Source organism: Pradoshia sp., assembly GCF_051873915.1.
GTDB lineage: Bacteria > Bacillota > Bacilli > Bacillales > Pradoshiaceae > Pradoshia.
This window is the reverse complement of the sequence record NZ_JBJEFJ010000002.1, coordinates 1-22,357: the sequence shown is the minus strand read 5'-3', so window position 1 is coordinate 22,357 and position 22,357 is coordinate 1. Positions and strand designations below refer to the sequence as shown.

The window sequence follows — 22,357 nt, the reverse complement described above, 5'->3', positions numbered from 1 at the left end:
CCTCTCTCCCATCCTTCACCCACACCTCCTACCAAATTCAAAGGCAAGGGTTTCCCTTGCCTTCAACCTTACTATTTAACTATTTTTCTACGAATTTCCGATACATCTCACGCGGATTATGTTGGTAGCAAGAATAGGTCTTGGTTGTTTCAATGAAGGGGTGATTTCTTTGCGTGTTCTTGATGAAAGAGTTGTAGCTGCTCCATTGGTAGTCTTCCGGTTTTGCAACCATCCCAGCTACTACTGGGTTTAGATGAATATATTTGCTTACATTGAGAAAATAATTCTCTTGATCTACATGGATAGCATGAAAGCGATCTTGAAAGACATGACCTTGAGTTTGATATGTGCGATTGAAATAACTGGAGTAGCGCTGCAAGATGGTTTGCATGATTTTACTCGGAGAATGTGTGGTGGACTGAATGAGGAGATGAAAGTGGTTGTTCATAAGACAATAAGCGTGAAGTTTAAATTGATATTTATGATGGGCTTCTGTGAGAATAAGAAGAAATCGATATTTATCTATATTGTTTAAAAATATCGGTTCCTTTCTAGCTCCTCGGTTCGTAATGTGATAAATGGCATCATCAATCCATGAACGTGGTATTGGCAATGTTTTTTCCTCCTTTCCAAAAGTATTCCCTCCACCCTATTTTCATTCGCCCACCCTATCCCCATTTCCTCCAAAAAACACATAAAAACCGGAGCCCAAAGGCTCCGGTTTTCATCCATCCTATTTCTTATGCATCTTAAATTCCAGGAATAGCTCGTTATAGTAGGCGAGCATTTTCTTTCCGAGGTTGTTGTAGACCTCGAGTCTTGAGGTTAGTTCCTCGGATGGGTAGAAGCGTTCATCGCTTGAGACTTCTTCGCCAAGGATGTCCAAAGCAGCGGTGTTCGGCGTTGAGTAGCCGACGTAGTCTGCGTTTTGGGCGGCGTTTTCAGGGTCAAGCATGAAGTTGATGAATTGGTGTGCTCCGTCTATGTTTGTGGCTGTTTTTGGGATGACCATGTTGTCGAACCAGAGGTTAGATCCTTCTTCTGGGACGACGTAGTCGATGTTTTCGTTTTCCCACATGATGTCGGCGGCGTCGCCTGACCAGACGAGACCAACGGCTGCTTCTTCTTGGGCAAGCAGCATTTTGATTTCATCCCCGACGATGGCTTTGATATTTGGTGTCAGGGTGTCGAGTTTGTTTTTCGCTTCTACGAGATGGTCTTTATTTGTGTCGTTGAGCGAGTAATGCAGGCTGTTTAAGCCCATTCCCATAACTTCGCGGGCGCCGTCTACGAGGAGGATTTGATTTTCGAGTTCTTCGCTCCAAAGGTCGTTCCAGCTGGTGAATTTCATGTCAGGGAGCATTTTTGTATTATAGGCGATTCCGACTGTTCCCCAGAAGTAAGGAATCGAGTATTTATTATCTTCATCAAAGGATAGATTCAAAAATCGATCGTCAATGTATGGAAGGTTTGTCAGCTTGTCATGGTCAAGCTCATGGAGCAGGCCTTCTTCCTTCATCTTACTGATGGCGTATTCAGATGGAACAGCGATATCATAGCTTGTTCCGCCTTGTTCGATTTTTGTCATCATCGCTTCATTAGAATCAAAGGTTTGATAGATGACCTTGATACCTGTTTCTTCTTCAAATTTATCAATTAAATCCGGGTCGATATAGTCTCCCCAGTTGTAGACGGTCAATGTATTGTCACCTGAGTATCCTTCTGCACTATTCAATCGATTGATTAAATAAAGAAGACCGAAGGATACGACCAGGATGATGATAAGTGAGCGGGTTAATTTACTCATTCTCTAACCCCCATTTTTTGTGGCCTACCGCTGCGTTTGGTAATGAAGTAATACCCGATGACCAATAGGATTGTGAACAGGAATAGCAATGTACTCAAGGCATTGATGGTCAACGAGATTCCTTGGCGTGCCATAGAGTAAATCTCGACTGATAAGGTACTGAAGCCGTTTCCTGTTACGAAGAAGGTAACGGCGAAATCATCGAGCGAGTAGGTCAATGCCATGAAGAACCCGGCAAAGATTCCCGGTGTGATGAATGGCAGAATGACCTTCGTGAGTACATTCCATTGGCTTGCCCCAAGGTCGCGTGCAGCATCGATTAAGGTCGGGCTCATTTCCTGCAGCTTTGGCAGCACCATGATGACGACGATTGGCACACTGAAAGCAATATGTGACAGAAGCACGGATACGAAGCCAAGCTTGATACCGATAATCGTGAACATAATAAGGAAAGAGGCACCGATGATAACATCAGGGCTGACTATAAGTACGTTGTTTAATGATAACAGCGTATTTTTTGTTCTTCTTTTCCTCACTTCATGGATGGCCAAAGCGCCAAACACACCTAGAACGGTGGAGATCAAGGCAGATAATAGAGCGATAACCAGAGTATTTAAAACAATAATTAAAAGCCGTGTATCAGCGAAAACTTCCTTATACCAGTCAAGTGTGAATCCATCAAAATTATGCATCGTTCCACCCGCATTGAAGGAGTAAAACATTAAATAGAAGATTGGCGCATACAGGATGGCAAACACAAGAATTAAGTATAGATTTGATAGTTTAAATTTCTTCATTTCCCATCCCTCACTTTCTTCTGCCTGTCAGGATCATAATTAACACCATGGCAATAATCAAGAACACGGCAATCGTTGCACCCATTCCCCAGTCCTGGGTGACGAGGAAATGCTGTTCAATCGCGGTACCAAGTGTGATGACACGGTTACCCGCAATCAGGCGTGTGATCATGAAGAGTGACAAGGCAGGAATGAAGACGGCTTGTGCCCCTGATTTAACCCCGTCAATCGTTAGCGGAAGGATGACGCGTCGGAAGGTCACCCATTTGGATGCTCCAAGGTCTCTTGCCGCATCAACATAGGATTGGTTCATTTCTTCAAGCGCATTATAGATTGGCAGAAGCATGAACGGGATAAAGATATAAGTGGCAACAAAGATAAAGCTGAAATCCGTGAACAGGATTTGTTGCGTTCCAATGCCGAGCACCTCCAAGAAGGCGTTGGCAGCACCGTAAGTGCCGAATATGCCAATAAAGGCATATGCTTTTAAAAGCAAATTGATCCAAGTCGGTAAAATAATTAATAGAAGCCATAATTGCTTATGCTTTGTTTTTGTCAGTAATAATGCCGTTGGATAGGCAATCAATAAAGCGAGTGCCGTTACAATAAAGGCGTACCAGAATGAGCTAAGTGTCATTCTTAAGTATACCGGCGTAAAGAACTTCGCATAGTTCTGAAGCGTGAATCCGCCATCAATGCCGATGAAGGAATAATAAACAACCAAAAGGATTGGGAAGACGACAAATAGCGCAATCCAAAGTGTGTATGGGATGAGATATAAGGTTTTGGCTCTATTCTTCATGGCCGGCCTCATCATACGCTTCTAGACGTTTATCGAATTCTTCTTCCGTTTCCCCCGGCAGCATGACATGGATCGCTTCCTCATCGAAATTCAAGCCAATCTCATCTCCCACAATCGCTTTTCTCGTGGAGTGAACGAGCCATTCATTGCCTGCCTCATCAAAACAGCAAATCTCGTAGTGGACACCGCGGAACAACTGAGAATCAACGCGCACTTGCAGTTTCCCTTTCTCACGGGATGTAATCTCAAGGTCCTCTGGACGAATAACAACTTCCACTGTTTCGTTTGGTCTAAAGCCTTGGTCGACACAGTCAAATTCCTTTTCGCCAAATTTGACCTTGAAGTCCGCAATCATCTTACCTGGTACGATATTAGATTCCCCGATGAAATCAGCAACGAAGCGGTTGACCGGCTCGTCATAAATATCTGTTGGTGTTCCGCTTTGTTCGATGCGCCCTTTGTTCAGAACAAAGATCTCATCACTCATGGCAAGTGCCTCTTCTTGGTCATGTGTGACGAAGATAAAGGTAATACCAAGGCGGCGCTGCAGCTCGCGGAGCTCATATTGCATCTCTGTGCGAAGCTTCAAGTCAAGGGCGGATAGCGGTTCATCAAGAAGGATAATTTCCGGCTCATTCACAATCGCACGCGCGATAGCAACACGCTGGCGCTGACCGCCGGACATTTCTTTGATTTCACGGTTTTCATAACCGGCTAAGTTCACGAAACGCAGAGCCTCGGTTACCTTTTTTGCTACCTCCGCACCCTTCATCTTTTTGATACGCAGACCGAAGGCGACGTTTTCAAATACGTTCAAATGAGGGAATAACGCATAGTCCTGGAAGACCGTGTTCACTTGGCGTTCATTGGCAGGAACATCGTTAATCCGTTTTCCATCGAAATAAATATTTCCTTCTGATGGCTGCATGAAGCCAGCAATCAGACGGAGGATAGTCGTTTTACCACAGCCGGACGGACCGAGAAGCGTGTAGAATTTCCCGCGTTCAATCTCGAAGCTAACATTCTTCAATACGGCTGGATCGTCATCATATTGCTTGGTGACGTTCTCAAAACGAATAATGGGTTGATTAGTCATGGTCATTACTCCTTCTATGGACGATTAATTACAGATAAGACTCCGTCGCTACAAGCAATAATTCGCTCTCTCCAGCATGATCATTCACGATTTGATGATCTTCTGTCGCGCTGAAATAGATTGCTTCCCCAGCCTTGGCATAGTATTCTTTCTTGCCCAGAGTTATCATGATTCTTCCTTTTAATACATACGCAAATGTTTCAGACAGGGATGGCTCGAACTTCTTGAACTCGCCCTTTTCCTGCAGAGTCAAAAGAATGGGCTCCATTTCCTTCTCGTTGGATTCAGGGACAAGCCATTGAATTTGATAACCGCGCTCTTCATCAACGAAATCTGTCGTGTCTCCTTCTCCGTAGACGACCTTCTGGATTCTTTCCTCTTCATCAAAGAATTGCTTTGGCGTGCACCCAAGAACCTCCAAAATATCAAAGAAGGTCTCAATTGACGGGGAGCTGAGTCCTCGCTCCAGCTGTGATATATAGCCTTTGCTTAAGTCCGTCCTCTCACCTAGTTCTTCCTGTGTGAGCCCCTTTTTTAATCGTAAGTTTTTTATTTTGCTTCCAATCGCTTGTAACATTCTATAACCTCAAATCGGTTTATTATTAGTAAACCTGTGATAGAGAAAGTTTATTGTCATCAAACTTTTAGTTTACTTTTGACCTTGATTATTATACAGGATTATTGGTAAACTTCAACATTTTATTCTTGAAAATAATATGTTTTTATTTTCTGCAAAAATAGCAAAAAATTTACCCCAATAAAAAAAGCGCCTTTCAGCGCTCTCCTTCTCATTCATTATGACGGCTTCCGTATATACGAATGGCTTCGCTCATATAGTCTGCGAGTCCGTTCTTAATTTTGTCGAGGTTTTCCTTAAAGCGTTCATCGGCTGTGTACATATCCCCGAGTCCACGGAAAATCTCTATTGTGCAATCATAATGGTACCGTGTAATATGCATGCGCCACTCATGGATAAGCTCCTGCACGGCATCCTCCTCTGGCTTCCGGTCCATGACGGCCGCAATTCTCTCAAAGATGGCAGTTCGTTCTTGCTCGATTCGTGCAAAATCATCGTCCTTATACGATTTTCGCTTTTTCTCTGATTGTTCATAGGCCTCTGTTTGACCATACTTTTCTTTAACCTCTTGCTCATATTGCTTCTGGAATTGGTCGAGCTTGCTTCGGTCAAATGGCTTTAACCGTTTATTTGAATCCATCTCTTTTCCTCCTTTAATCGCTTCAATTGTTTCATCTACCGATTGAATAATACGCATCAAGCGGTCTCGTTTTTCAATGAGGATTTTCCTGTGCATCCGCAAGGCCTCCTCTTCATTGAATTGAGGATCATCAAGAATCCTTTTTATCTTGCTGAGCGGAAAGTCCAGTTCCTTTAGGAATAGAATTTGCTGAAGGCGGGCGGCATCCTGTTCATTGTACAGACGGTATCCGTTGTCTTCCAGCTGGCTCGGTTTTAGAAGATTAATTTCATCATAGTAATGGAGGGTGCGAATGCTGATGCCGGACATATCAGCTAATTCCTTAATTCTATACACCTTCAACCACCTCCCTTTCCTTCATCGTACAGCCTGACGCTACGTGAAGGTCAATGGTTTTGTTTAATGAAATTTCATCAGGGAATAGAACAAATGGATAAAAGCTACAGAGGAGGATAAAGCATGAAGGAGAATATGTACCAAGATTGCATTGATGCCTGCCTTGCCTGCATGGATGCATGCAATATGTGCTTTGACGCATGCTTGAGAGAAGATGATGTGAAGATGATGAGCGAGTGCATCAGACTGGATCGTGAATGTGCAGATATTTGCGCCTTTGCCGCAAAGTCTATGCAATCCAACAGCCCTTTTGCAAAGGATATCTGCAAACTATGCGCAGCTATTTGCGAGGCCTGCGGACAGGAATGCAAAAAGCATGATATGGACCATTGCCAGGTATGTGCAGAAGCCTGCCTAAGCTGTGCAGATTTATGCCGCAGAATGGCTGCTTAATGTAAGTGAACCCTCTGGAAACGAAGACATTCATTTCCAGAGGGTTCTTTTTTAAGATGAGAATAGAAGGTCTAGAATTTTCTTCCCAATCCGGCGGTTCTCCCCCTTAAAGGGATAGCAATGAATATGGATGGCCGGGTTGAAATTCAATTCAATAATAGCCGCATCTTTCTCCGATCCTTTCCCGTCCAAGCTCTTTATCATCATATCCACACCGCAAATGACGGCGCCTGCTGCTTGTGCAGCCTGCAGCGCCATTCGGTTATAGAGCTCCGGGATTTCATCCGTTTTATCGATGCTGTCACCGCCAGTACTGATATTGGAATTCTCACGTAAGTAGACGACTTCACCATTTGCTGGAACAGTTGAGAAGCTTCTGCCCTGCTGATGAAGAAGCATCTCCTCTGCCTCCCCCATTTGAATCTTCTCAAGTGGAGTCCGATAGCCTTTTCCGCGTAATGGATCCTCATTCTTTCGTTGAATCAATTCAGCAATGGTTGAGCGGCCATCCCCCATAACATTTGCTGGTACACGGCGTAAAACGCCTGCAACCTCATCGCCCAATATTAAAAAACGGTATTCTTCGCCTTGAATAAATTCCTCTATTAAGATGGTACGATCATGTTCAAATGCTATTTCACAGGCTCGGCGATAATCCTCCAAATGGTACCCTTCCGTAAAGATGGTAATCCCTATACCGAAATTCGTGTTCTTCGGCTTGATGACGATTGGTGAACCACCGTACTTAGGGTACTCTTTTACCGCTTCCTCAATTGCATCATAGGAATCCCCCTTAGGCACCCTGATTCCAGCCCGCTTCAAGACCTCCTTTGTCACCAGCTTATTCTCCATAATAAGCACGGTGCTATAGCTGTCCAAGGATGTCTTTGTTGCTTGCTTCACAAATTCAGTATGACGGCTGTCTGAAAGGCGAATGAAATTCTCGCTGCGGTCCAAGACCTCTATCTCCAATCCCTTTGCGATAGCGTCCTTCATCAGGATTTGAGTTGAAAGCTCCATATCCTCAAATCCTGCAAGGCGATAGGAGGTCGCCTTGCTCTCCTGTAAAAAGGCAAAAGATTGTTTCATATGAAACATTATGTAGGAATCTTCCTTAACAGCTCGAATAATTTGCTCCGCATAGCTTTCAGATGGATTTTGATATCTTTCCGCTCCCCAATCTGCCGCTTTCTTCGCCCACTCCAGCTCCATTTCCTGATAGAGCTCTTGCATACCGAAAAGGATTTGCTCCTCTTTAACTTCCTGCTCTTTCTCCTCAAGGAAGAACATATATAAGACAAAGGCATGGATGAAATAAAGCATCTCTTTGCTGATTCCATTCTTATAGAAAGGATTAAGATCAAATAAACGAATCTCGATATACTCAATGCCCGTTTCCACCAGCTGATGAAGGGTGTCGCCCTTCTTCCCAGCCTTTAGACGGACAGGGCTGTAAAACTCCTTCTCATTCATTAGTTCTTTTTCTTCTATTAATTGCTGCAGTCCTCGAATATAACGGTCGATGGATTGATAGGAAATGGTGAAATCGCGTAAGTTTCGGTAGCCGCACTTGCTATTCCGGACTGAAGGAACATCATGCTTCACATAACAGTCTTCTCCAAGCCGGATTGCCCTCTCTCGGCAAAAATCTCCGTAGGAGTCATGGAAAACTGGACTTGCTCCCATAATCTGAATGATTAGTCCGAGATAACGGTGTAAATGACGAACTACCTTTAAATACAGCTGATCTTTAAATTCTCGATAGTCACAGCCCTTTCCGATTTCCTTGTGTAAAGAGTGAATCAAGTCCTCTGAAAAAGAAAAATTATAATGAATTCCGCTCATCAGTTGCTTTTTCCGTCCATATTTCTCGCCTAGCCTTACCCGATATTCCTCTTCCTCCGGGTCCTGCATATGGGCAATCGGGATGAGCTTATCCTCCTTGGGGACAATTGGCGGATTACTGCTCGTCCATAAATACTCGCCTCTCTTCTCCAGTTCAATGCTGATGATGTCCTGCAGATTACTGAGAAAATCATATGCCTCTTCAATGGAAGAGCATGCGGGCGTTACCATCTCGATCTGACTTTCCGAAAAGTCTGTTTTGATATAGGGATGTGTCTCCCTTCGCCCAAAGCTTGAAGGATGTTCACTTAAAGCGAGTCTCCCGTTCTTGTCGACTCGTACATTCTCTTTCTCTAGTCCAAACTTGCCCTTTAATAGGAGGGACGCTAATCCATGTTGCTGTATGGCTGCTAGAAGCCTCTGATCTGTCTGTATCATTGATGTCTCCCCTCTAAAAACCATCTGAATTTATAGATGATGCGTCAGGATTTCTTTAGCTTCTCCAAATTCCTTTGAACCTTCCGCTTCAGTGTGACCTTCGATAACTTTATTTTAATTCTTTTTACCTTTTGGGTATACATACTTTGTCTTCTCATCAAAGGACTATATAAAACCAACAAAGGATACTTGGCTATTTTACAGCAGCTTTTCTACATAATATCAGCCGGTCTATACCATAGTAATACATGAATAAACCAACTTAAAACATTAATGACAAGGTGGACATCTTTACTACTTCTACATGAAAGAGGCGAAATCTATATATTACTATAAAGAGGAATTAATCAATATTATTAAGCCTGATAAACCTGACCCTGCCGCTGCGAAAGTCCTGCAGGAAACTTTAGGCGGCCAGTTTGGCGAGATGCGCACGATGATGCAGTTTTTCTTCCAGAGCAGCAATTTCAGAGGCAAGGCTACCCAATACCGAGATTTAATCCGCGGTGTTTTCTTAGAGGAAATTGCCCATGTTGAGCTTGTACAAAACACGATTAACCAGCTTTTGAACGGTTCTGGTTTGTCTGATCAGCCGGGTGACGGCGGAACAGATGGAGCCCCGCTTGATGAAGCCATTAAGCATGCCAATCCTCATCACTATATTATGGGTGCCCAGGCATCCATTCCTGTTGATGCTGGCGGCAACCCTTGGAACGGATCATGGGTATATGACCATGGCAACCTCATTGCTAACCTCCTTAACAATGTGACATTAGAATCCACTGGTGTATTACAAAAAACCCGTATTTACGAAATGGAGCAATAACCAAACATTCCGAGAAACACTTGGCTTCTTGATCGTACGGGACAACGCCCACCAAAATGCTTTTGCCAAGGCGCTTGAGACTTTAGGTGTTGATTGGGGCAAGCTCTTCCCTGTCCCCAACTATGACATCAATAAATATCCTGAATGCAAAAAATATGTAGACATGGGCTTCCATAATGCCCAGTTCAATTTCCGTCTCGACCCAACACGAATTGCCGAGGTCTTCAGCGGACAAACACCAAGCCGTAATGGCGGTACATTGGCCGTAGAACCTCCGCCAAAAGGCTTCCCTGTCCCGCAAATGCCTGATATGCCAAATGAGCATGCCCCGGGAATCCAGGATATGAATGCCTAAAAAGACAAGACAGAGAGCCGTTCCCAGTCGAATGGCTCTCTGTTTTATTGAATAATCATTAATCAATCGATTGATTAACAGCTTCCAAGCATGCTCCACCCTTCTCTTTCTTCCTCTGAGAGGATAGCTGGCTCAAAGCCAAGCTTTCCATAAAGATGAATCGCGGCCCCGCTCGTTGTTTGTGTCTTTAAATACGCTTCATCATGGTAGAGGGCAAGCAGTTCCATTGCTTTAGAGATAAGCGCCTTCCCCAGCCCCTTCCCTTGATATTCCGGGATGATTTCTACCCAGTGCATACGCCCGATTGTCCGCCTATTCCATTCACCGAACCAAGCTGTCGCGGTGCCAATGGGTGTTCCCTCTTCATTCAGAAGGAAGAGCATCCGCTTTTTTACCTCAGCTAGATGAGGGGTGAATTCTCGTTCAAACCGGTTCAGGGCGACGTCAGTATCAAGAAATTCACCTGTCGCCACATTGATTCTTGCCCAATTTGCTTCATCCCCCTCTTGAAAAAGACGAAATTGTACGCCCGCTGGGACCGGTGACTCTGGTATAGTTTTTAGTAGAGTATACATATAGAGTGGTATGGATTTCATATGAGTCATTCCTCACTTTATCATGATTTTATCCTGCATTAGTTGGGCAGCCCATTCCATGCCCAATTGATTCAGCTTACAATCAGTCGGGTTAAGCTCACTGATTGAAGTTTCACTTCATAGGAGGTACATAACAGATGATGCTAGATGAGATTAAAAATGGTTTAGTCGTATCCTGCCAGGCGCTTCCCGATGAGCCGCTTCACAGTTCCATGATTATGGGAAGAATGGCACTTGCTGCACAAGAAGGCGGAGCAGTCGGCATTCGTGCCAACACACGGGAAGACGTGATGGAAATCAAGAAACAGGTTTCCCTGCCGGTTATCGGAATTGTGAAGAAGGAATATCCGGATTCCCCGATTTATATCACTCCGACCCTTAGGGAAGTGAGCGAGCTTGCCTCTGCCGGTGCAGATATGGTTGCCTTAGACGCCACCTATCGTGACAGACCGCATAATATTACGCTTTCTGAGTACGTCCAGTCGATTAGGATTCATTTCCCTGAGCTCCTGCTTATGGCTGATATCTCCACAATGGGAGAAGCCATTGAGGCTGAAAGACTGGGCTTCGACTGCATTTCAACGACCCTTGTAGGCTATACGCCGTACACGAAGGGACAATGCATTGACCACAAAGATTATGAGCTGCTGCGTGAGCTCGTCTCCACCATCAGCATCCCGGTCATTGCTGAAGGGAATATTCTAACGCCTGATATGGCTCGTAAATGTCTTGAGCATGGGGCCCATGCCGTTGTCGTCGGCGGTGCTATTACAAGACCCCAGCTCATTACAAAGCGCTTCATTGACGGCATGAAGGCTGACTAAAAAAATGGCGGACCTGGTTAATAAACCTGGTCCGCCTTGCTGATTCATTAAGGATGAGAAACAATTAAGCTTGCATCTCCACTGATTTCAAATTGTCCAGTACCAGATGGGAGGATGAAATGTGTCCCCTTCTTGATTGGGAATGTGCCTTCAGCTGTCTTCAGTGTACCTTCACCCGCAATCACGCTTGCCAGCATAAATGGTTTTGCCTGTGTAAGTTCTGCCGCGCCAGCTACATCCCATTTATAAACGGAGAAATACTCTGTTTCCACAAATGTCGTCAACATCACACCAGGTCTTTGCTCCTCCTTAATGTCTACATTGGCATCCTTGTGCGGAACCATGCTTACATCAAGGGATTTTTCAATATGAAGCTCCCGCGTTTGGCCATTTTGGTCCTTGCGGTCGTAATCATATACACGGTATGTCGTATCAGAGCTTTGCTGCGTTTCCAGCACAAGTGTGCCTTCACATAACGCATGAACAGTTCCGCTTGGGACATAGAAGAAGTCGCCCGGCTTAATGGCCACACGGCGCAGGAGTTCATTCCATTCTCCTTTTTCAATCATCTGGGCAAATTCTTCCTTGGAGCCGGCATTATGCCCGTAGATCATTTCTGCTCCTTCCTTACAGTCAATGATGTACCAGCATTCTGTCTTGCCAAGCTCGCCATTTTCATGGATATTGGCATATTCATCATTCGGATGCACTTGTACAGAGAGGTCTGCATTTGCATCGAGAATTTTCGTTAATAATGGGAATACCTTTCCTTCTAGACCGCCAAATAACTCACGGTGGTGATCCCACAGCTCGATTAATGTCTTTCCTTTGTATGGTCCATTTTCAACAACAGATGGCCCGTTTTGATGGCCTGAAATAGCCCAGCATTCTCCTGTATGATCAGAAGGAATCTCGTATCCGAATTGGTCGCGAAGCGCTGTACCTCCCCAAATACGTTCCTGAAATACTGGTGTTAAAAATAATGGTTGTGTCATAAAAGTCCGGCCTCCCATGAGGGTAATAATAATGTACATATTCACTATATAGGAAGGCGATTTCTTTGTCTAACTCAAAAAAATGAATATGCTTCCACCCATTGATACATAAAAAAGAACCTGCATGAAAACAGGTTCTCACTCGCGCTCACATACCTCCATTCCCTGATGTAATCACCCAGCCCCAGGCTTTTTCAAGGTCTTTCTCTGCAAATGCCTTCACTTCCAGATTGGGCATCATATTGCCAAGATTGGCCATGGATTGTACCCACTGAAGGTCTGATACAGCCGCAATCTTATGGAATTGGTTCATCCGCTTCGCATCGAATTTCAATCCACTGATCATTCCCATCAAATTAGTTCCATCCACGTCACGGATAATCGCCAGGATATTAAACTTTTGATTATTCCCATAATGCTTCGCCACATACCTCTCCAATTGATCCGCATCAGCCTGCGTTGCCTTTCCGCTGAATCGGACCGCAACCGTCATCATATCCTTTGATGGCAGAATTTCAAGCATCTTTTCCCATCCCCTTCTATACTGATTGAACTGCCGTACACCACACCGTTATACGAGTGTTCTTACGTTACTAAACTTATTCAAGGACACCGCAAGCTATTCGATCCCCTGAATCTCCTGAAGGGTCTGTCTTTCCATCATCCTCCTTATCATGAACAACAAGTGCGCTTCCGTCTTCATCCAATAAGGAGTTTTCTTTATCCGCTAATAAAGAGACATACTCTGTCGTGAATTCAAATTCGCCAGTGCCATCCTCTGTTACCTCAATATTCGGCAAATCCCCGGCATGCGGACCATTGTCATTTTCCACCCCATGCTTGGTATCATCAGGGTTGAAGTGAGCACCGGCAGATTCAAAGTCAGGACCCTCACACTTAGCCGTCTCATGGAAGTGAACACCATGCTTGCCAGGTTCCATTCCCTCTACCTTCAAGCTGACCTTTACACCATTTTCCTCTTGTTCAAGAACAGCTGAACCAGCTTTCTCATCATCACTGTTCTTCAATTCAACTGTCTTGCGGTTTGTCACCTTATTATCGCCATCCTGGTTATCCGCATTATTCTCGTTTTGCTCAATCTTATCGCTTGTCGTATCTAATTCTTCACTTTCAGAGCATCCTGCAAGGACGAGTACAAATGTCATGAGCATTAAAAAGATATATTTCTTCAACTTTTCTCCTCCTCTTCGTTTCTATTTACCTAAATTAACCAAGAGAGAGGCTGGTAAACACCCTTTTAAGGAAAATCATTCGATAGTCCTTAGGTGGAGGCAAAAAAAATAGACCATTCAATATGATCTATTTCGTCAATACGCTGCTCAGTCTTCTCCCCTCTTTTGAATAAAAGAAATAATATCAATATATAATGCAGTTATTTCCTCAGGCGTTTTGTCTAGGTCATTTCGCACCCATTGTTCAATTAAACCTAAGAAGGCAGAGGTAATAAAGGATAGATAGTATTCCATCGGGACATTTAAACCTGCATGGCTGCTTTCATGTTTCTCTAAATTAACACGCACTTTTTCCGTGAAGGCATCTCTAAATCGGAGATGAAAGCCTGCTCTTCCATGGTTGCTCAGAAATATTTTCAATAAGGGCGCATGCATCTTAATCGAGCTGAATAAAGCAGCAGCTAATTGCTCTTGCCCCTTTTCATATGTCTGCATAGATGAATAATGGAATTGTAATTCATCAATATGATTTCCTAGATCTCTAAACAATTGCTGCTCGATTCGATCGAGCAAATCATACTTATCTAGATAATGTAAATAGAATGTTCCACGGTTTATTTGGGCCTTTTTTGTAATATCTCCGACAGTAATGGCTTCAAACGGTTTCTTCTCTAATAGTTGCAGAAAGGAACGTTGAATCGTTTGTTTCGTTCTTCGATTTTTCTCCTCATATATGCCCATCACAATCACCTTTTCTCAAAATTGAACACATTGTTCATTTTGTTCATTGCTTCCTCTCTCTCTCGATTATAAAATAAGCAATAATTACTAAACAACATGTTGAACATTTGAAAGGGATGGATTTTGTTTGAGATTATTTAAAGAAAAATTAGCATGGGCAGCTCCCCTCGCGGTCATTTTAATTATCGCCTTATTCTCCGTGAACCTCTTTGCACAAGGAGACCCAAAGGTACGAAATTTACCGGTTGCCCTCATTGTCAATGATGAAGGTGAACATGTAGAGGCTGTTCAAACAGCCGTTGAACAAATGAGTAAAGGCACAGAAAGCGAAGAACCGATGTTAGCTTTTACAAATGAAAAGGAAGAAGATATCGAGGAACTATTTGATGATAAAAAATATTACGCGGCATTAGTCATTCCAGAAGGGTATAATGATTCATTGCAAAATGCGATGAAGAACAATGCTGCAGCAACTTTACAAGTGTATATTAACCAGGGGTATAACGCGACAGGCGCCAACTATGCGAAAACGGCCTTAAATGCTTTGATTTCACAATTGAGCAGTCAATATTCCACAAGCTTTGTAGCACAAATGGGCGACCAGCAAATTGGTGCAGACAAAGCAGCCGTTTTAGTTGACCCAATTGTTTCAGAGGAAAAGATATTCAATGCCATTACTGCTTCAACAGCAAACGGCAGTGCGCCAACCTTAATGGCCGTACCTGCCTGGGTCGGTGCCTTAATTGGCGGCTTCATACTATTCCTTGTTACATCTGGCATCTTTAAGAAAGAATTATTAACACGGAAGCAAGCCTTACGCCTAATGGGCGGTCAAGCTTTATTCGGTATAATCATCGCCCTGTTCTCAGGGTTCACCGTTGCAACACTTGGCTTAATCGCCGGTATTAATATGCCAAGCTATTTCTTAGTTGGATCATTCGTATCGTTTGCAGCATTCTGTTTCTTCTTATTAGTATCCGGAGTCACTTCCTGGATTGGAAAGCCAGCCATCACATTATTCATGGTTGTCATGTTGCTTGGGATGGGGGTTTTAATGACACCAAAAGAGATGCTCCCAGATTTCTTTGTCAACTTCATTCGTCCATGGGTGCCAATCCGTTTTGCTTCTGAAGGGTTACGTGAGATTTTCTACTTCGGCAGCGGATTCTATACCGGACAATCCTTTAACATTATTTTAGGAATCGGGATTTCCGGTCTTGTTATGTATCTTTTATCTATATTTAAACCAGTTCGTTCGCCAAAAGCGAAAGCGAAATAAACGTGTGGGCAGTGACAATTTAAGCCCCCTTCCTAATGAAAGCATGAAAAGCCAACCTTTTGCGGTTGGCTTTTCCCGTTTATTGGAATTAGGATTACCTTTTCAAGTCCACTAAAAAGCAACATTCATCTATGCTGCTTTTCGAACAAGAGGGTTCGCCACCATAAGTAAGACAATGATGATACCGAATGCCGCAATCGCCAAGAACATTTGCTGTACACTGATAAATGTCATAAGAATCCCTGCCAGTAAGAGAGAAGCAGGATTCACTCCCTCAAGCAGTACTCTCATCGTACTTTGCGAGCGTCCAATAACCTCTCTTGGAATCTTGACCATGAAAAGTGTGCTTAGCGTAATATTCACGAGTGTACTCCCTGCTCCGGCAAGCCCAATGAATAGGCAGCTGATGATAAAGTTCGTGATGACCCCTAAGCCGGCAAACGGCAATAGTATCATGAGCAGCCCAATGACAATGGGATAAATTTTCGGTCGGTCAGCAAAGAAATTGATGGCAATTGATCCTGTTAGAATACCGATAAAGAAGGCTACTTCAATAATGGCAAGTTGAGACGGATTATTTACATAAGCCGGCAAAAGAAGCTCGACCGGTGCAAACATAAAGTTAATCAAGACGAGATAGATAATCATGGCACGTAATATCGGAGCCCTTATGATGGTATGAAATCCTTCCTTCAAATCAGTCATAAAGACACTTCTATTCAACTTCCCTGGCTTCTTTGCCAATAGTTCAGGCTGATTAATCAATCGGATAAAGACAAAAGATAAAAGAAACATAATCGCATTGAATAAGAAAGCAAAACGGAGACCTATGGCCAGCAATATACCTGCGATAACCGGTGCTGCCAATCCGGTGACAACCTGTACTGTAGAGGACGCGCTTTGAGCACGAATCATGAGCTCATCAGGCACGATTGAACGAATCGCTACCGCTCTTGCAGGTGTAAAAAAGGCACTGAAACTTGAGACGATAAACGCTGAGACAATTAACATCCATGGTGCAAGCAGGTCTAGTACGAATAACGTAAATAACCCAAATAGGGCAAGCGACCGGAATATGTCAGCAGCAAGCATAATATTCTTTTGATTCCCACGGTCCACAATGACCCCTGCAAATATGCCAAGGATAATCGTTGGAATCACTCCGGCAGCAAGCACATACGCCATATGGACAGACGATCCTGTCAATTCCTTCATCGACCAAACAAGGGCCAAGGTATATACCCCATCACCCAGCATGGCGATTGCCTGCCCAAAAAGCAAATAGCGATAATTCCTAATTTGGAGTAAGTCTTTCATACTGCTCTTTTTTAAGGAATCTTCTGCCGGTTCCTTGACAGCTGTTTCTTCCAATATACAAACACCCCTAACTTGTTATCTATTATCCGTAAGGTTCGTCTAGATGTTAATTGGCAAGTTGATAAAATCTAATAGCTGAAATAAAGCGGCTATGATGAGGAGAACTGAGGTGCAATTTAAGGAGAGATTGTTACTATGATGATTATTTTATCATTTTAGAATATTTTAACAATATTTTTTCATAGAAAAAAGCCATAGTTTACACCATGGCTTTCTCTCCAAATTGAATCCGATGTAGATTCGCAAATACTCCATTATGGGCAAGGAGCTCCTCATAAGTACCGTCTTCCTCAATTCCTTTTTCTCCAACCACAATTAGTCGGTCAGCATTGCGGATCGTGGCAAGCCTGTGGGCGATGACCAAGGTTGTCCGATTTGCGGCAAGCTCCTCCAATGATTGTTGGATAATCCTCTCTGTCTCTGTATCAAGAGCGGATGTTGCTTCATCAAGGATTAAGATTGGCGGATTTTTCAGGAACATCCTCGCAATCGCGAGTCGTTGTTTCTGGCCGCCTGATAGTTTTAAGCCGCGTTCTCCGATTTCTGTCTCATAGCCATCCGGCAATGCCTCAATCATGCTTTCAAGATGGGCCTTCCTCGCTGCCTCCTTGATTTCCTCAAAGGACGCATCAAGTTTTCCATAGGCAATATTCTCACGAATCGTACCCGTAAAGAGGAACACATCCTGCTGGACAATCCCAATCTGCTTGCGCAAGGATTCAAGTGTCATCTCCCGAATATCAATACCGTCAATCTTGATTGCGCCTCCGTCCACATCATAAAAGCGAGGTATTAACGAGCAAATTGTCGTTTTCCCTGCCCCAGAAGGACCTACGAAAGCCGTTGTTTCTCCTGCTCTTAACGAAAGGGAAATATCACTTAACACTGACTTAGATTCATCATAACGGAAATCCACATGATCAAATTGTATATCCCCATTTAAATGATTGACCACGATGGCATTTTTCTTATCCTGAATATCAGGCTCTTGTTCAATCAGCTCGAGGAACCGTTTGAAGCCGGCCATTCCTTTTGGATACAGCTCAAGCAATGCGCTGATCTTATCAATTGGCTTCACGAGGACATTTGTATAGAGGACGAAGCTGACCAATTCCCCATAGGTAAGATTGCCATTAAAGCTCAGCCATGCCCCGACAATCAGAACAAGCAATGTCAAAAGACGCGTCATCATGTAGATGGAGGAATGCGTCCATGCCATGACCTTATAGGCACGCAATTTCGCCAAGCGGAATTTCCCGTTGTTTTTCCTGAAACGATTCATTTCGTAGGATTGATTCGTAAATGATTGCACAACACGTACACCAGAAACACTGTCCTCCACTCGAGCATTCACATCCGCAATCTCCCCGTACATGTCCTTCCATGCTGCATTCATCTTCTTATTACTGAAGACAACGAGCCACGTTAAGAATGGCACGAGGATAATGGCGACGATGGCTAAGGTCGGATTGATATTGAACATAATCAGGAAGGCCCCAATGAACGTCATGATGGCAATAAAGGCATCCTCCGGTCCATGGTGGGCAAATTCGCCGATATCAAATAAATCATTCGTAATCCGGCTCATGACATGTCCTGTTTTCGTATTATCAAAGAATCGGAAGGACTGACGCTGAACATGGTTAAACAGCTCCTGTCTCATATCCGTCTCTATATTCGTCCCAAGCTTATGGCCAAGATAATTCACAATGAACTGCAGGAATGTGCTGAGCAGGTAAACGAAGAGAAGCAATACTCCTACCGTCACAACCATTCCCCAATCCCCTGTTGGGAGCAATTCATCAATAAATCGCTGAACAGCCACCGGGAAAGCAAGCTCCAGCAAAGCTACAATGATAGCGCTGGTAAAATCTATCATAAACAGCCGTTTATGTGGTTTATAGTATGAAAAGAATTTTCTTAGCATGGTGATGTTCCTTTCTCCACCAAATGGTAGATATTCATTATACCAATTTCTCCTATGATACATTAAGCCAAATAAAAAAGCCCCTGTTTTTACAGAGGCTGAGGAGTTTGTATTCTGCGTTTCGCGATAATGTCCTTTTCATGCTTCAATAGCCATTCCTTTCGCCAAACACCGGATGCATAGCCGACCATCTTACCGTTTGCCCCGATAATGCGGTGACAGGGAATCAATACACAGACAGGGTTCCTTCCATTGGCGCTGCCTACAGCACGCACAGCCTTCTCGTTGCCTGCTAAGGAAGCAATGTCCTTATAAGAAGCAGTCGCCCCGTATGAAACAGACGTAAGGGATTCCCAAACTCTCTTCTGAAAAGCCGTGCCTTCAAATAGGTAAGGCACCGTAAAATCAAGCCGTTCGCCGCGAAAGTATTCATCAAGCTGACGGGCACACTCGACCATCACAGCTGGTGTCTCCTCCCGCTGCGTGTAAATGATCTCTTCCCGCTCCTTAAACAAAACGGACGTGACTGCCTCTTCTGTACCGCCAATCTCAATAATGCCAAGCGGCGATGGATAATCGAGTTTCATTGTAACAACCACTTCTAGCACGCTCCCTTCATACTAAAAGGGTAGCACAAGACGGCTACCCTTCCAATTCTCAATACAATTATTTTACATAATCCGGATAATCCGTAATAATGCCATCCACCTTCATATCAAGCAGGAATTGAACGGTATCCCTGCTTCTCGCTGTCCAGGACTGAACCTTCATGCCTGCTTCATGGACTTTCGTCACGAGCTCTTCGGTGACAAGGCCATAGCTTGGGTTGAAGTATTCGGCATAGTCAGCAAACTGTTCAATGGCCGTATCCGTTGTATCTGAGGCTCGATTGATGAGAACACCGATTGGCATGCGCGGCAGTAATTGATCCGCTTTTTTCATCGAATCAAAATTAAAGGATTGAACGATGACTTTTTCATTGCGCGGTTTGTCAAGATGATAGGCCTTCAGGAGATTGGCAACCTCTTCTTCAATTCCGGGATATAGTTCTGGAGATTTCAATTCGATTAAGATGCCAATCTTCCCTTTATACCTTTTCAGCACCTCTTCAAATGTCGGCACCTTCTCTCCCTTAAAGGTTTCTGACATCCAGCTGCCTGCATCAAGGGAGCGGATTTCTTCAAACGTCAGGCTCCCGACTTTCCCTGTCCCGTCGGTCGTACGGTCGACGGTAGTGTCATGGATAATAACGAGCTTCCCATCCTTTGTTCGTTGAACATCCACTTCAATATAATCAGATTTCATCTTCACTGCACGATCAAAGGCGGCAATTGTATTCTCAGGAGCATAGCCAGACGCTCCGCGGTGGGCAACCACCTCTGTTTTGTGATGACCTGCCGGTTCCTTTGCCAATGTTTCCTGCTCTGGCGCCCATAATAATGCAGCGGACAACCCAATCACTAATCCTGCCATCTTCCTCATACTTCACCACTCCCCATTTCGATTTTCCAACCATATTTAGTGTAAAAGAGGAACATGAATAATAAATGGCGAATAGGTGAATTTTAGGTGATAAATGGATGACAAAATTCAGGATATTGCACCTAGAAAATGATACAAACAAAATGGGAAAACCGGCCTTTGCCTTGTCTATCTCTATTGCTTTAGAGCATGTAATACCTTTTTATCCACACATATTATTCCTGCTTTCTACATATCTTTTTTCAAGTATTTTGATGAACAGCACACTTCCTTCTGAAGGTAGAACGCTGGTATAATATGTATAACACTAGTATAGGGAGGACAATACAATGACAGAGAAACAATCCTCTCAGACATGGGCCCTCACCCTTTTCTCCATCGGGGTGTTCATGGCTGCTCTGGATAACGGGATTATCAGCGCTGCTTTAACGACAATCAACGGTAACTTTGGCGTAAGCGCAAACTGGGGAGCCTGGGGAGTCACATTGTATACATTGGGCCTGGCTATCAGCGTACCGATTATTGGGAAACTTTCTGACCGTTATGGACGAAAGAAACTATTCATTATTGAAATAGCCATCTTCGGAATTGGTTCTTTGCTCGTAGCCTTGAGCCCAAACTTTACATTCTATTTAATCGCCCGCTTCATCCAAGCGATGGGCGGCGGCGGAATTTTCATCATCGGGAGCTCGCATGTTCTCAGTACTATGCCGGCTGAAAAGCAAGGGAAAGCACTAGGAATGCTTGGCGGCATGAATGGGATTGCCTCCGTCATCGGACCAAACCTCGGAAGCTTTCTTCTTGATTTAACAGGCAATTGGCATGTTTTATTCTTAATTAACGTGCCAATTGCCATCGCACTTGTCATTTTAGGCTTTATGAAGCTTGAAGAAACAAAGGATCCGGTTACAGGAAGATTGGACCTATTCGGGACTGTTCTGCTCTCCTTATCCATCCTTGGCATCATGTATGGCTTAACGAATATTGAGGGTGTTCATTTCTTTGACAGCCTGCTTGAGCCGAATGTATATGGATTCTTGCTTGGCGGCCTTTTCTTGTTCGCAGTCTTGCTCGTACACGAAAGCCGGACGGAGAAACAGGGAAAAGACCCAATCTTGCCGTTTCGTTTATTGCGTCAGCCAACCTACTTGCTGACCTTGTTGATTGGCGCCTTTTCTGGAGCGTTACTGGCCGGAATGATTTTCATTCCAGCATTTTCAGAGCAGGTACTTGGCATTGCCCAAGAGAATGCCGGCTATTGGATGACGCCGCTTGCACTTGCAGCTGGTGTCGGAGCAGCATTTGGCGGCGGATTGGTCGATAAGAGAGGACCTATTCTCGCAGTGGTTCTATCCGGCCTCATCTCGGCGATTGGCTTCTTCTTATTCCCGGCCTGGATTGACGTTAAGTGGCAATTTGTCATCTCTTCCTGCATCGCTGGTTTAGGGATGGGAATTATTCTTGGGGCGCCGCTCAATATTCTGGCAACGGAAAGACTGCACTCGGATAAGGGTACAGCCATCTCTACCTTATCCCTATCACGCCAGATTGGGATGACCATTGCGCCAACCATTTATGCCGGCTTTATTGCCCGCGGGTTCAATGAGCTTCCAAGCTTGTTTAAAACCGAATTCCCAGGAATCCTGCAGGACAATATCAAGGCAGCTAATCTCGGACCCGAGGGGCTTGCTGAGCTCGGCACTCTCACCTCTCAAATGTCCGGCGGTACAAGCGGCATGACAGAGGCTGAAATGAATCAGGTCATCAGCCAAATTCAGGACCCAGCCTTAAAGGACGCCGTCCTGTCCAGCGTGCAAGAGGTAACCACGATGGCAGCACAAAATGGGTACAGCGGCCTCTTCTACACCGCTGTTGTCATTGCCGTCTTAATCATTATCGCAACCGCCATCATGGCACCAATCAGAAAGAAAACGGCGGTAACAAAACAATCTGAAGCCAAATAATAAAAAG

The 22,357-nt window shown here is 44.2% G+C and carries 21 protein-coding genes and 1 pseudogene; 5 read left to right on the top strand and 17 right to left on the bottom strand.

The features are described from left to right. Positions 1-79 precede the first annotated feature (79 nt). The 7 genes from ACI35L_RS00140 to ACI35L_RS00110 all read right to left on the bottom strand — a co-directional run bounded on the left by ACI35L_RS00140 (position 80) and on the right by ACI35L_RS00110 (position 6,055). Complete coding sequence (locus ACI35L_RS00140) at positions 80-613, bottom strand: REP-associated tyrosine transposase (RefSeq protein WP_439801958.1); 534 nt, start codon at positions 611-613, stop codon at positions 80-82. A 120-nt stretch (positions 614-733) separates the two neighbouring features. Further along, a complete protein-coding gene (locus ACI35L_RS00135) occupies positions 734-1,807 on the bottom strand; it encodes an ABC transporter substrate-binding protein (RefSeq protein ID WP_049672470.1) in 1,074 nt (357 codons plus the stop codon). Further along, positions 1,804-2,604: an ABC transporter permease gene (locus ACI35L_RS00130; RefSeq protein ID WP_049672471.1), complete on the bottom strand. Its 801-nt coding sequence runs from the start codon at positions 2,602-2,604 to the stop codon at positions 1,804-1,806. The genes ACI35L_RS00135 and ACI35L_RS00130 overlap by 4 nt, the downstream gene beginning before the upstream one ends. Positions 2,605-2,614: 10 nt before the next feature. Beyond that, the gene (locus ACI35L_RS00125) at positions 2,615-3,406 is read right to left on the bottom strand and encodes an ABC transporter permease (protein ID WP_049672472.1); all 792 of its coding nucleotides are present in this window, start codon (positions 3,404-3,406) and stop codon (positions 2,615-2,617) included. Next, complete coding sequence (locus ACI35L_RS00120; RefSeq protein ID WP_049672473.1) at positions 3,396-4,502, bottom strand: ABC transporter ATP-binding protein; 1,107 nt, start codon at positions 4,500-4,502, stop codon at positions 3,396-3,398. Before ACI35L_RS00120 ends, ACI35L_RS00125 begins: the two co-directional genes overlap by 11 nt. Positions 4,503-4,530: 28 nt before the next feature. Further along, the gene (locus ACI35L_RS00115) at positions 4,531-5,079 is read right to left on the bottom strand and encodes a helix-turn-helix domain-containing protein (protein WP_049672474.1); all 549 of its coding nucleotides are present in this window, start codon (positions 5,077-5,079) and stop codon (positions 4,531-4,533) included. A gap of 211 nt (positions 5,080-5,290) precedes the next feature. After that, on the bottom strand, positions 5,291-6,055 hold the full coding sequence (locus ACI35L_RS00110; RefSeq protein ID WP_439801957.1) for a MerR family transcriptional regulator: 765 nt from the start codon (positions 6,053-6,055) through the stop codon (positions 5,291-5,293). A gap of 123 nt (positions 6,056-6,178) precedes the next feature. Between ACI35L_RS00110 and ACI35L_RS00105 the strand changes: the two genes are divergently transcribed. Further along, a complete protein-coding gene (locus ACI35L_RS00105) occupies positions 6,179-6,508 on the top strand; it encodes a four-helix bundle copper-binding protein (protein ID WP_049672475.1) in 330 nt (109 codons plus the stop codon). A 51-nt stretch (positions 6,509-6,559) separates the two neighbouring features. Here the strand turns inward: ACI35L_RS00105 and gshAB are convergent, their stop codons facing one another. After that, positions 6,560-8,791, bottom strand: a complete 2,232-nt coding sequence (gene gshAB / locus ACI35L_RS00100; RefSeq protein ID WP_439801956.1) for a bifunctional glutamate--cysteine ligase GshA/glutathione synthetase GshB — start codon at positions 8,789-8,791, stop codon at positions 6,560-6,562. Between the two features lie 322 nt (positions 8,792-9,113). Here gshAB and ACI35L_RS00095 point away from each other — a divergent pair. After that, a pseudogene (locus ACI35L_RS00095) lies at positions 9,114-9,972 on the top strand (manganese catalase family protein). 74 nt (positions 9,973-10,046) lie between these two features. Here ACI35L_RS00095 and ACI35L_RS00090 read toward each other — a convergent pair. Then, a complete protein-coding gene (locus tag ACI35L_RS00090) occupies positions 10,047-10,568 on the bottom strand; it encodes a GNAT family N-acetyltransferase (protein ID WP_439801955.1) in 522 nt (173 codons plus the stop codon). Positions 10,569-10,708: 140 nt separating this feature from the next. On the opposite strand from ACI35L_RS00090, the gene ACI35L_RS00085 reads away from it, so the two are divergent. After that, complete coding sequence (locus ACI35L_RS00085) at positions 10,709-11,392, top strand: N-acetylmannosamine-6-phosphate 2-epimerase (RefSeq protein WP_197089998.1); 684 nt, start codon at positions 10,709-10,711, stop codon at positions 11,390-11,392. A gap of 47 nt (positions 11,393-11,439) precedes the next feature. Here the strand turns inward: ACI35L_RS00085 and manA are convergent, their stop codons facing one another. The 4 genes from manA to ACI35L_RS00065 all read right to left on the bottom strand — a co-directional run bounded on the left by manA (position 11,440) and on the right by ACI35L_RS00065 (position 14,321). Beyond that, positions 11,440-12,387, bottom strand: a complete 948-nt coding sequence (gene manA / locus ACI35L_RS00080; RefSeq protein WP_439801954.1) for a mannose-6-phosphate isomerase, class I — start codon at positions 12,385-12,387, stop codon at positions 11,440-11,442. 148 nt (positions 12,388-12,535) lie between these two features. Then, positions 12,536-12,910 carry an STAS/SEC14 domain-containing protein gene (locus ACI35L_RS00075; RefSeq protein WP_049672480.1) on the bottom strand — a complete coding sequence of 125 codons (375 nt, stop codon included), beginning with the start codon at positions 12,908-12,910 and terminating at the stop codon, positions 12,536-12,538. 76 nt (positions 12,911-12,986) lie between these two features. Next, on the bottom strand, positions 12,987-13,580 hold the full coding sequence (locus tag ACI35L_RS00070) for a superoxide dismutase family protein (protein ID WP_439801953.1): 594 nt from the start codon (positions 13,578-13,580) through the stop codon (positions 12,987-12,989). A gap of 147 nt (positions 13,581-13,727) precedes the next feature. Then, positions 13,728-14,321, bottom strand: a complete 594-nt coding sequence (locus tag ACI35L_RS00065) for a TetR/AcrR family transcriptional regulator C-terminal domain-containing protein (protein WP_439801952.1) — start codon at positions 14,319-14,321, stop codon at positions 13,728-13,730. A gap of 127 nt (positions 14,322-14,448) precedes the next feature. On the opposite strand from ACI35L_RS00065, the gene ACI35L_RS00060 reads away from it, so the two are divergent. After that, a complete protein-coding gene (locus ACI35L_RS00060; protein ID WP_049672483.1) occupies positions 14,449-15,600 on the top strand; it encodes a YhgE/Pip domain-containing protein in 1,152 nt (383 codons plus the stop codon). Between the two features lie 129 nt (positions 15,601-15,729). Here ACI35L_RS00060 and ACI35L_RS00055 read toward each other — a convergent pair whose 3' ends face one another. The 4 genes from ACI35L_RS00055 to ACI35L_RS00040 all read right to left on the bottom strand — a co-directional run bounded on the left by ACI35L_RS00055 (position 15,730) and on the right by ACI35L_RS00040 (position 20,386). Then, positions 15,730-16,971, bottom strand: coding sequence for an MFS transporter (locus tag ACI35L_RS00055; protein ID WP_439801951.1), 1,242 nt, complete (start codon positions 16,969-16,971; stop codon positions 15,730-15,732). A 205-nt stretch (positions 16,972-17,176) separates the two neighbouring features. Next, positions 17,177-18,904 (bottom strand): ABC transporter ATP-binding protein, encoded by a 1,728-nt coding sequence (locus ACI35L_RS00050; protein WP_049672485.1) that lies wholly within the window; start codon positions 18,902-18,904, stop codon positions 17,177-17,179. 89 nt (positions 18,905-18,993) lie between these two features. After that, the gene (locus tag ACI35L_RS00045) at positions 18,994-19,491 is read right to left on the bottom strand and encodes a methylated-DNA--[protein]-cysteine S-methyltransferase (protein ID WP_439801959.1); all 498 of its coding nucleotides are present in this window, start codon (positions 19,489-19,491) and stop codon (positions 18,994-18,996) included. A 79-nt stretch (positions 19,492-19,570) separates the two neighbouring features. Continuing rightward, positions 19,571-20,386, bottom strand: coding sequence for a glycerophosphodiester phosphodiesterase (locus tag ACI35L_RS00040; RefSeq protein ID WP_439801950.1), 816 nt, complete (start codon positions 20,384-20,386; stop codon positions 19,571-19,573). Between the two features lie 329 nt (positions 20,387-20,715). Between ACI35L_RS00040 and ACI35L_RS00035 the strand changes: the two genes are divergently transcribed. Then, positions 20,716-22,350, top strand: a complete 1,635-nt coding sequence (locus ACI35L_RS00035; protein ID WP_049672489.1) for an MFS transporter — start codon at positions 20,716-20,718, stop codon at positions 22,348-22,350. The last annotated feature ends 7 nt before the right edge of the window (positions 22,351-22,357 follow it).

What these genes read in the sequence shown, in the direction of transcription:
- ACI35L_RS00075 (WP_049672480.1), bottom strand. Translation starts at nt 12,910, where the DNA reads ATGCTTGAAATTCTGCCATCAAAGGATATGATGACGGTTGCGGTCCGA.
- gshAB (WP_439801956.1), bottom strand. Translation starts at nt 8,791, where the DNA reads ATGATACAGACAGATCAGAGGCTTCTAGCAGCCATACAGCAACATGGA.
- ACI35L_RS00125 (WP_049672472.1), bottom strand. Translation starts at nt 3,406, where the DNA reads ATGAAGAATAGAGCCAAAACCTTATATCTCATCCCATACACACTTTGG.
- ACI35L_RS00115 (WP_049672474.1), bottom strand. Translation starts at nt 5,079, where the DNA reads ATGTTACAAGCGATTGGAAGCAAAATAAAAAACTTACGATTAAAAAAG.
- ACI35L_RS00135 (WP_049672470.1), bottom strand. Translation starts at nt 1,807, where the DNA reads ATGAGTAAATTAACCCGCTCACTTATCATCATCCTGGTCGTATCCTTC.
- ACI35L_RS00105 (WP_049672475.1), top strand. Translation starts at nt 6,179, where the DNA reads ATGAAGGAGAATATGTACCAAGATTGCATTGATGCCTGCCTTGCCTGC.
- ACI35L_RS00065 (WP_439801952.1), bottom strand. Translation starts at nt 14,321, where the DNA reads ATGGGCATATATGAGGAGAAAAATCGAAGAACGAAACAAACGATTCAA.
- ACI35L_RS00045 (WP_439801959.1), bottom strand. Translation starts at nt 19,491, where the DNA reads ATGAAACTCGATTATCCATCGCCGCTTGGCATTATTGAGATTGGCGGT.
- ACI35L_RS00085 (WP_197089998.1), top strand. Translation starts at nt 10,709, where the DNA reads ATGCTAGATGAGATTAAAAATGGTTTAGTCGTATCCTGCCAGGCGCTT.
- ACI35L_RS00035 (WP_049672489.1), top strand. Translation starts at nt 20,716, where the DNA reads ATGACAGAGAAACAATCCTCTCAGACATGGGCCCTCACCCTTTTCTCC.
- manA (WP_439801954.1), bottom strand. Translation starts at nt 12,387, where the DNA reads ATGACACAACCATTATTTTTAACACCAGTATTTCAGGAACGTATTTGG.
- ACI35L_RS00120 (WP_049672473.1), bottom strand. Translation starts at nt 4,502, where the DNA reads ATGACTAATCAACCCATTATTCGTTTTGAGAACGTCACCAAGCAATAT.
- ACI35L_RS00130 (WP_049672471.1), bottom strand. Translation starts at nt 2,604, where the DNA reads ATGAAGAAATTTAAACTATCAAATCTATACTTAATTCTTGTGTTTGCC.
- ACI35L_RS00050 (WP_049672485.1), bottom strand. Translation starts at nt 18,904, where the DNA reads ATGCTAAGAAAATTCTTTTCATACTATAAACCACATAAACGGCTGTTT.
- ACI35L_RS00090 (WP_439801955.1), bottom strand. Translation starts at nt 10,568, where the DNA reads ATGAAATCCATACCACTCTATATGTATACTCTACTAAAAACTATACCA.
- ACI35L_RS00040 (WP_439801950.1), bottom strand. Translation starts at nt 20,386, where the DNA reads ATGAGGAAGATGGCAGGATTAGTGATTGGGTTGTCCGCTGCATTATTA.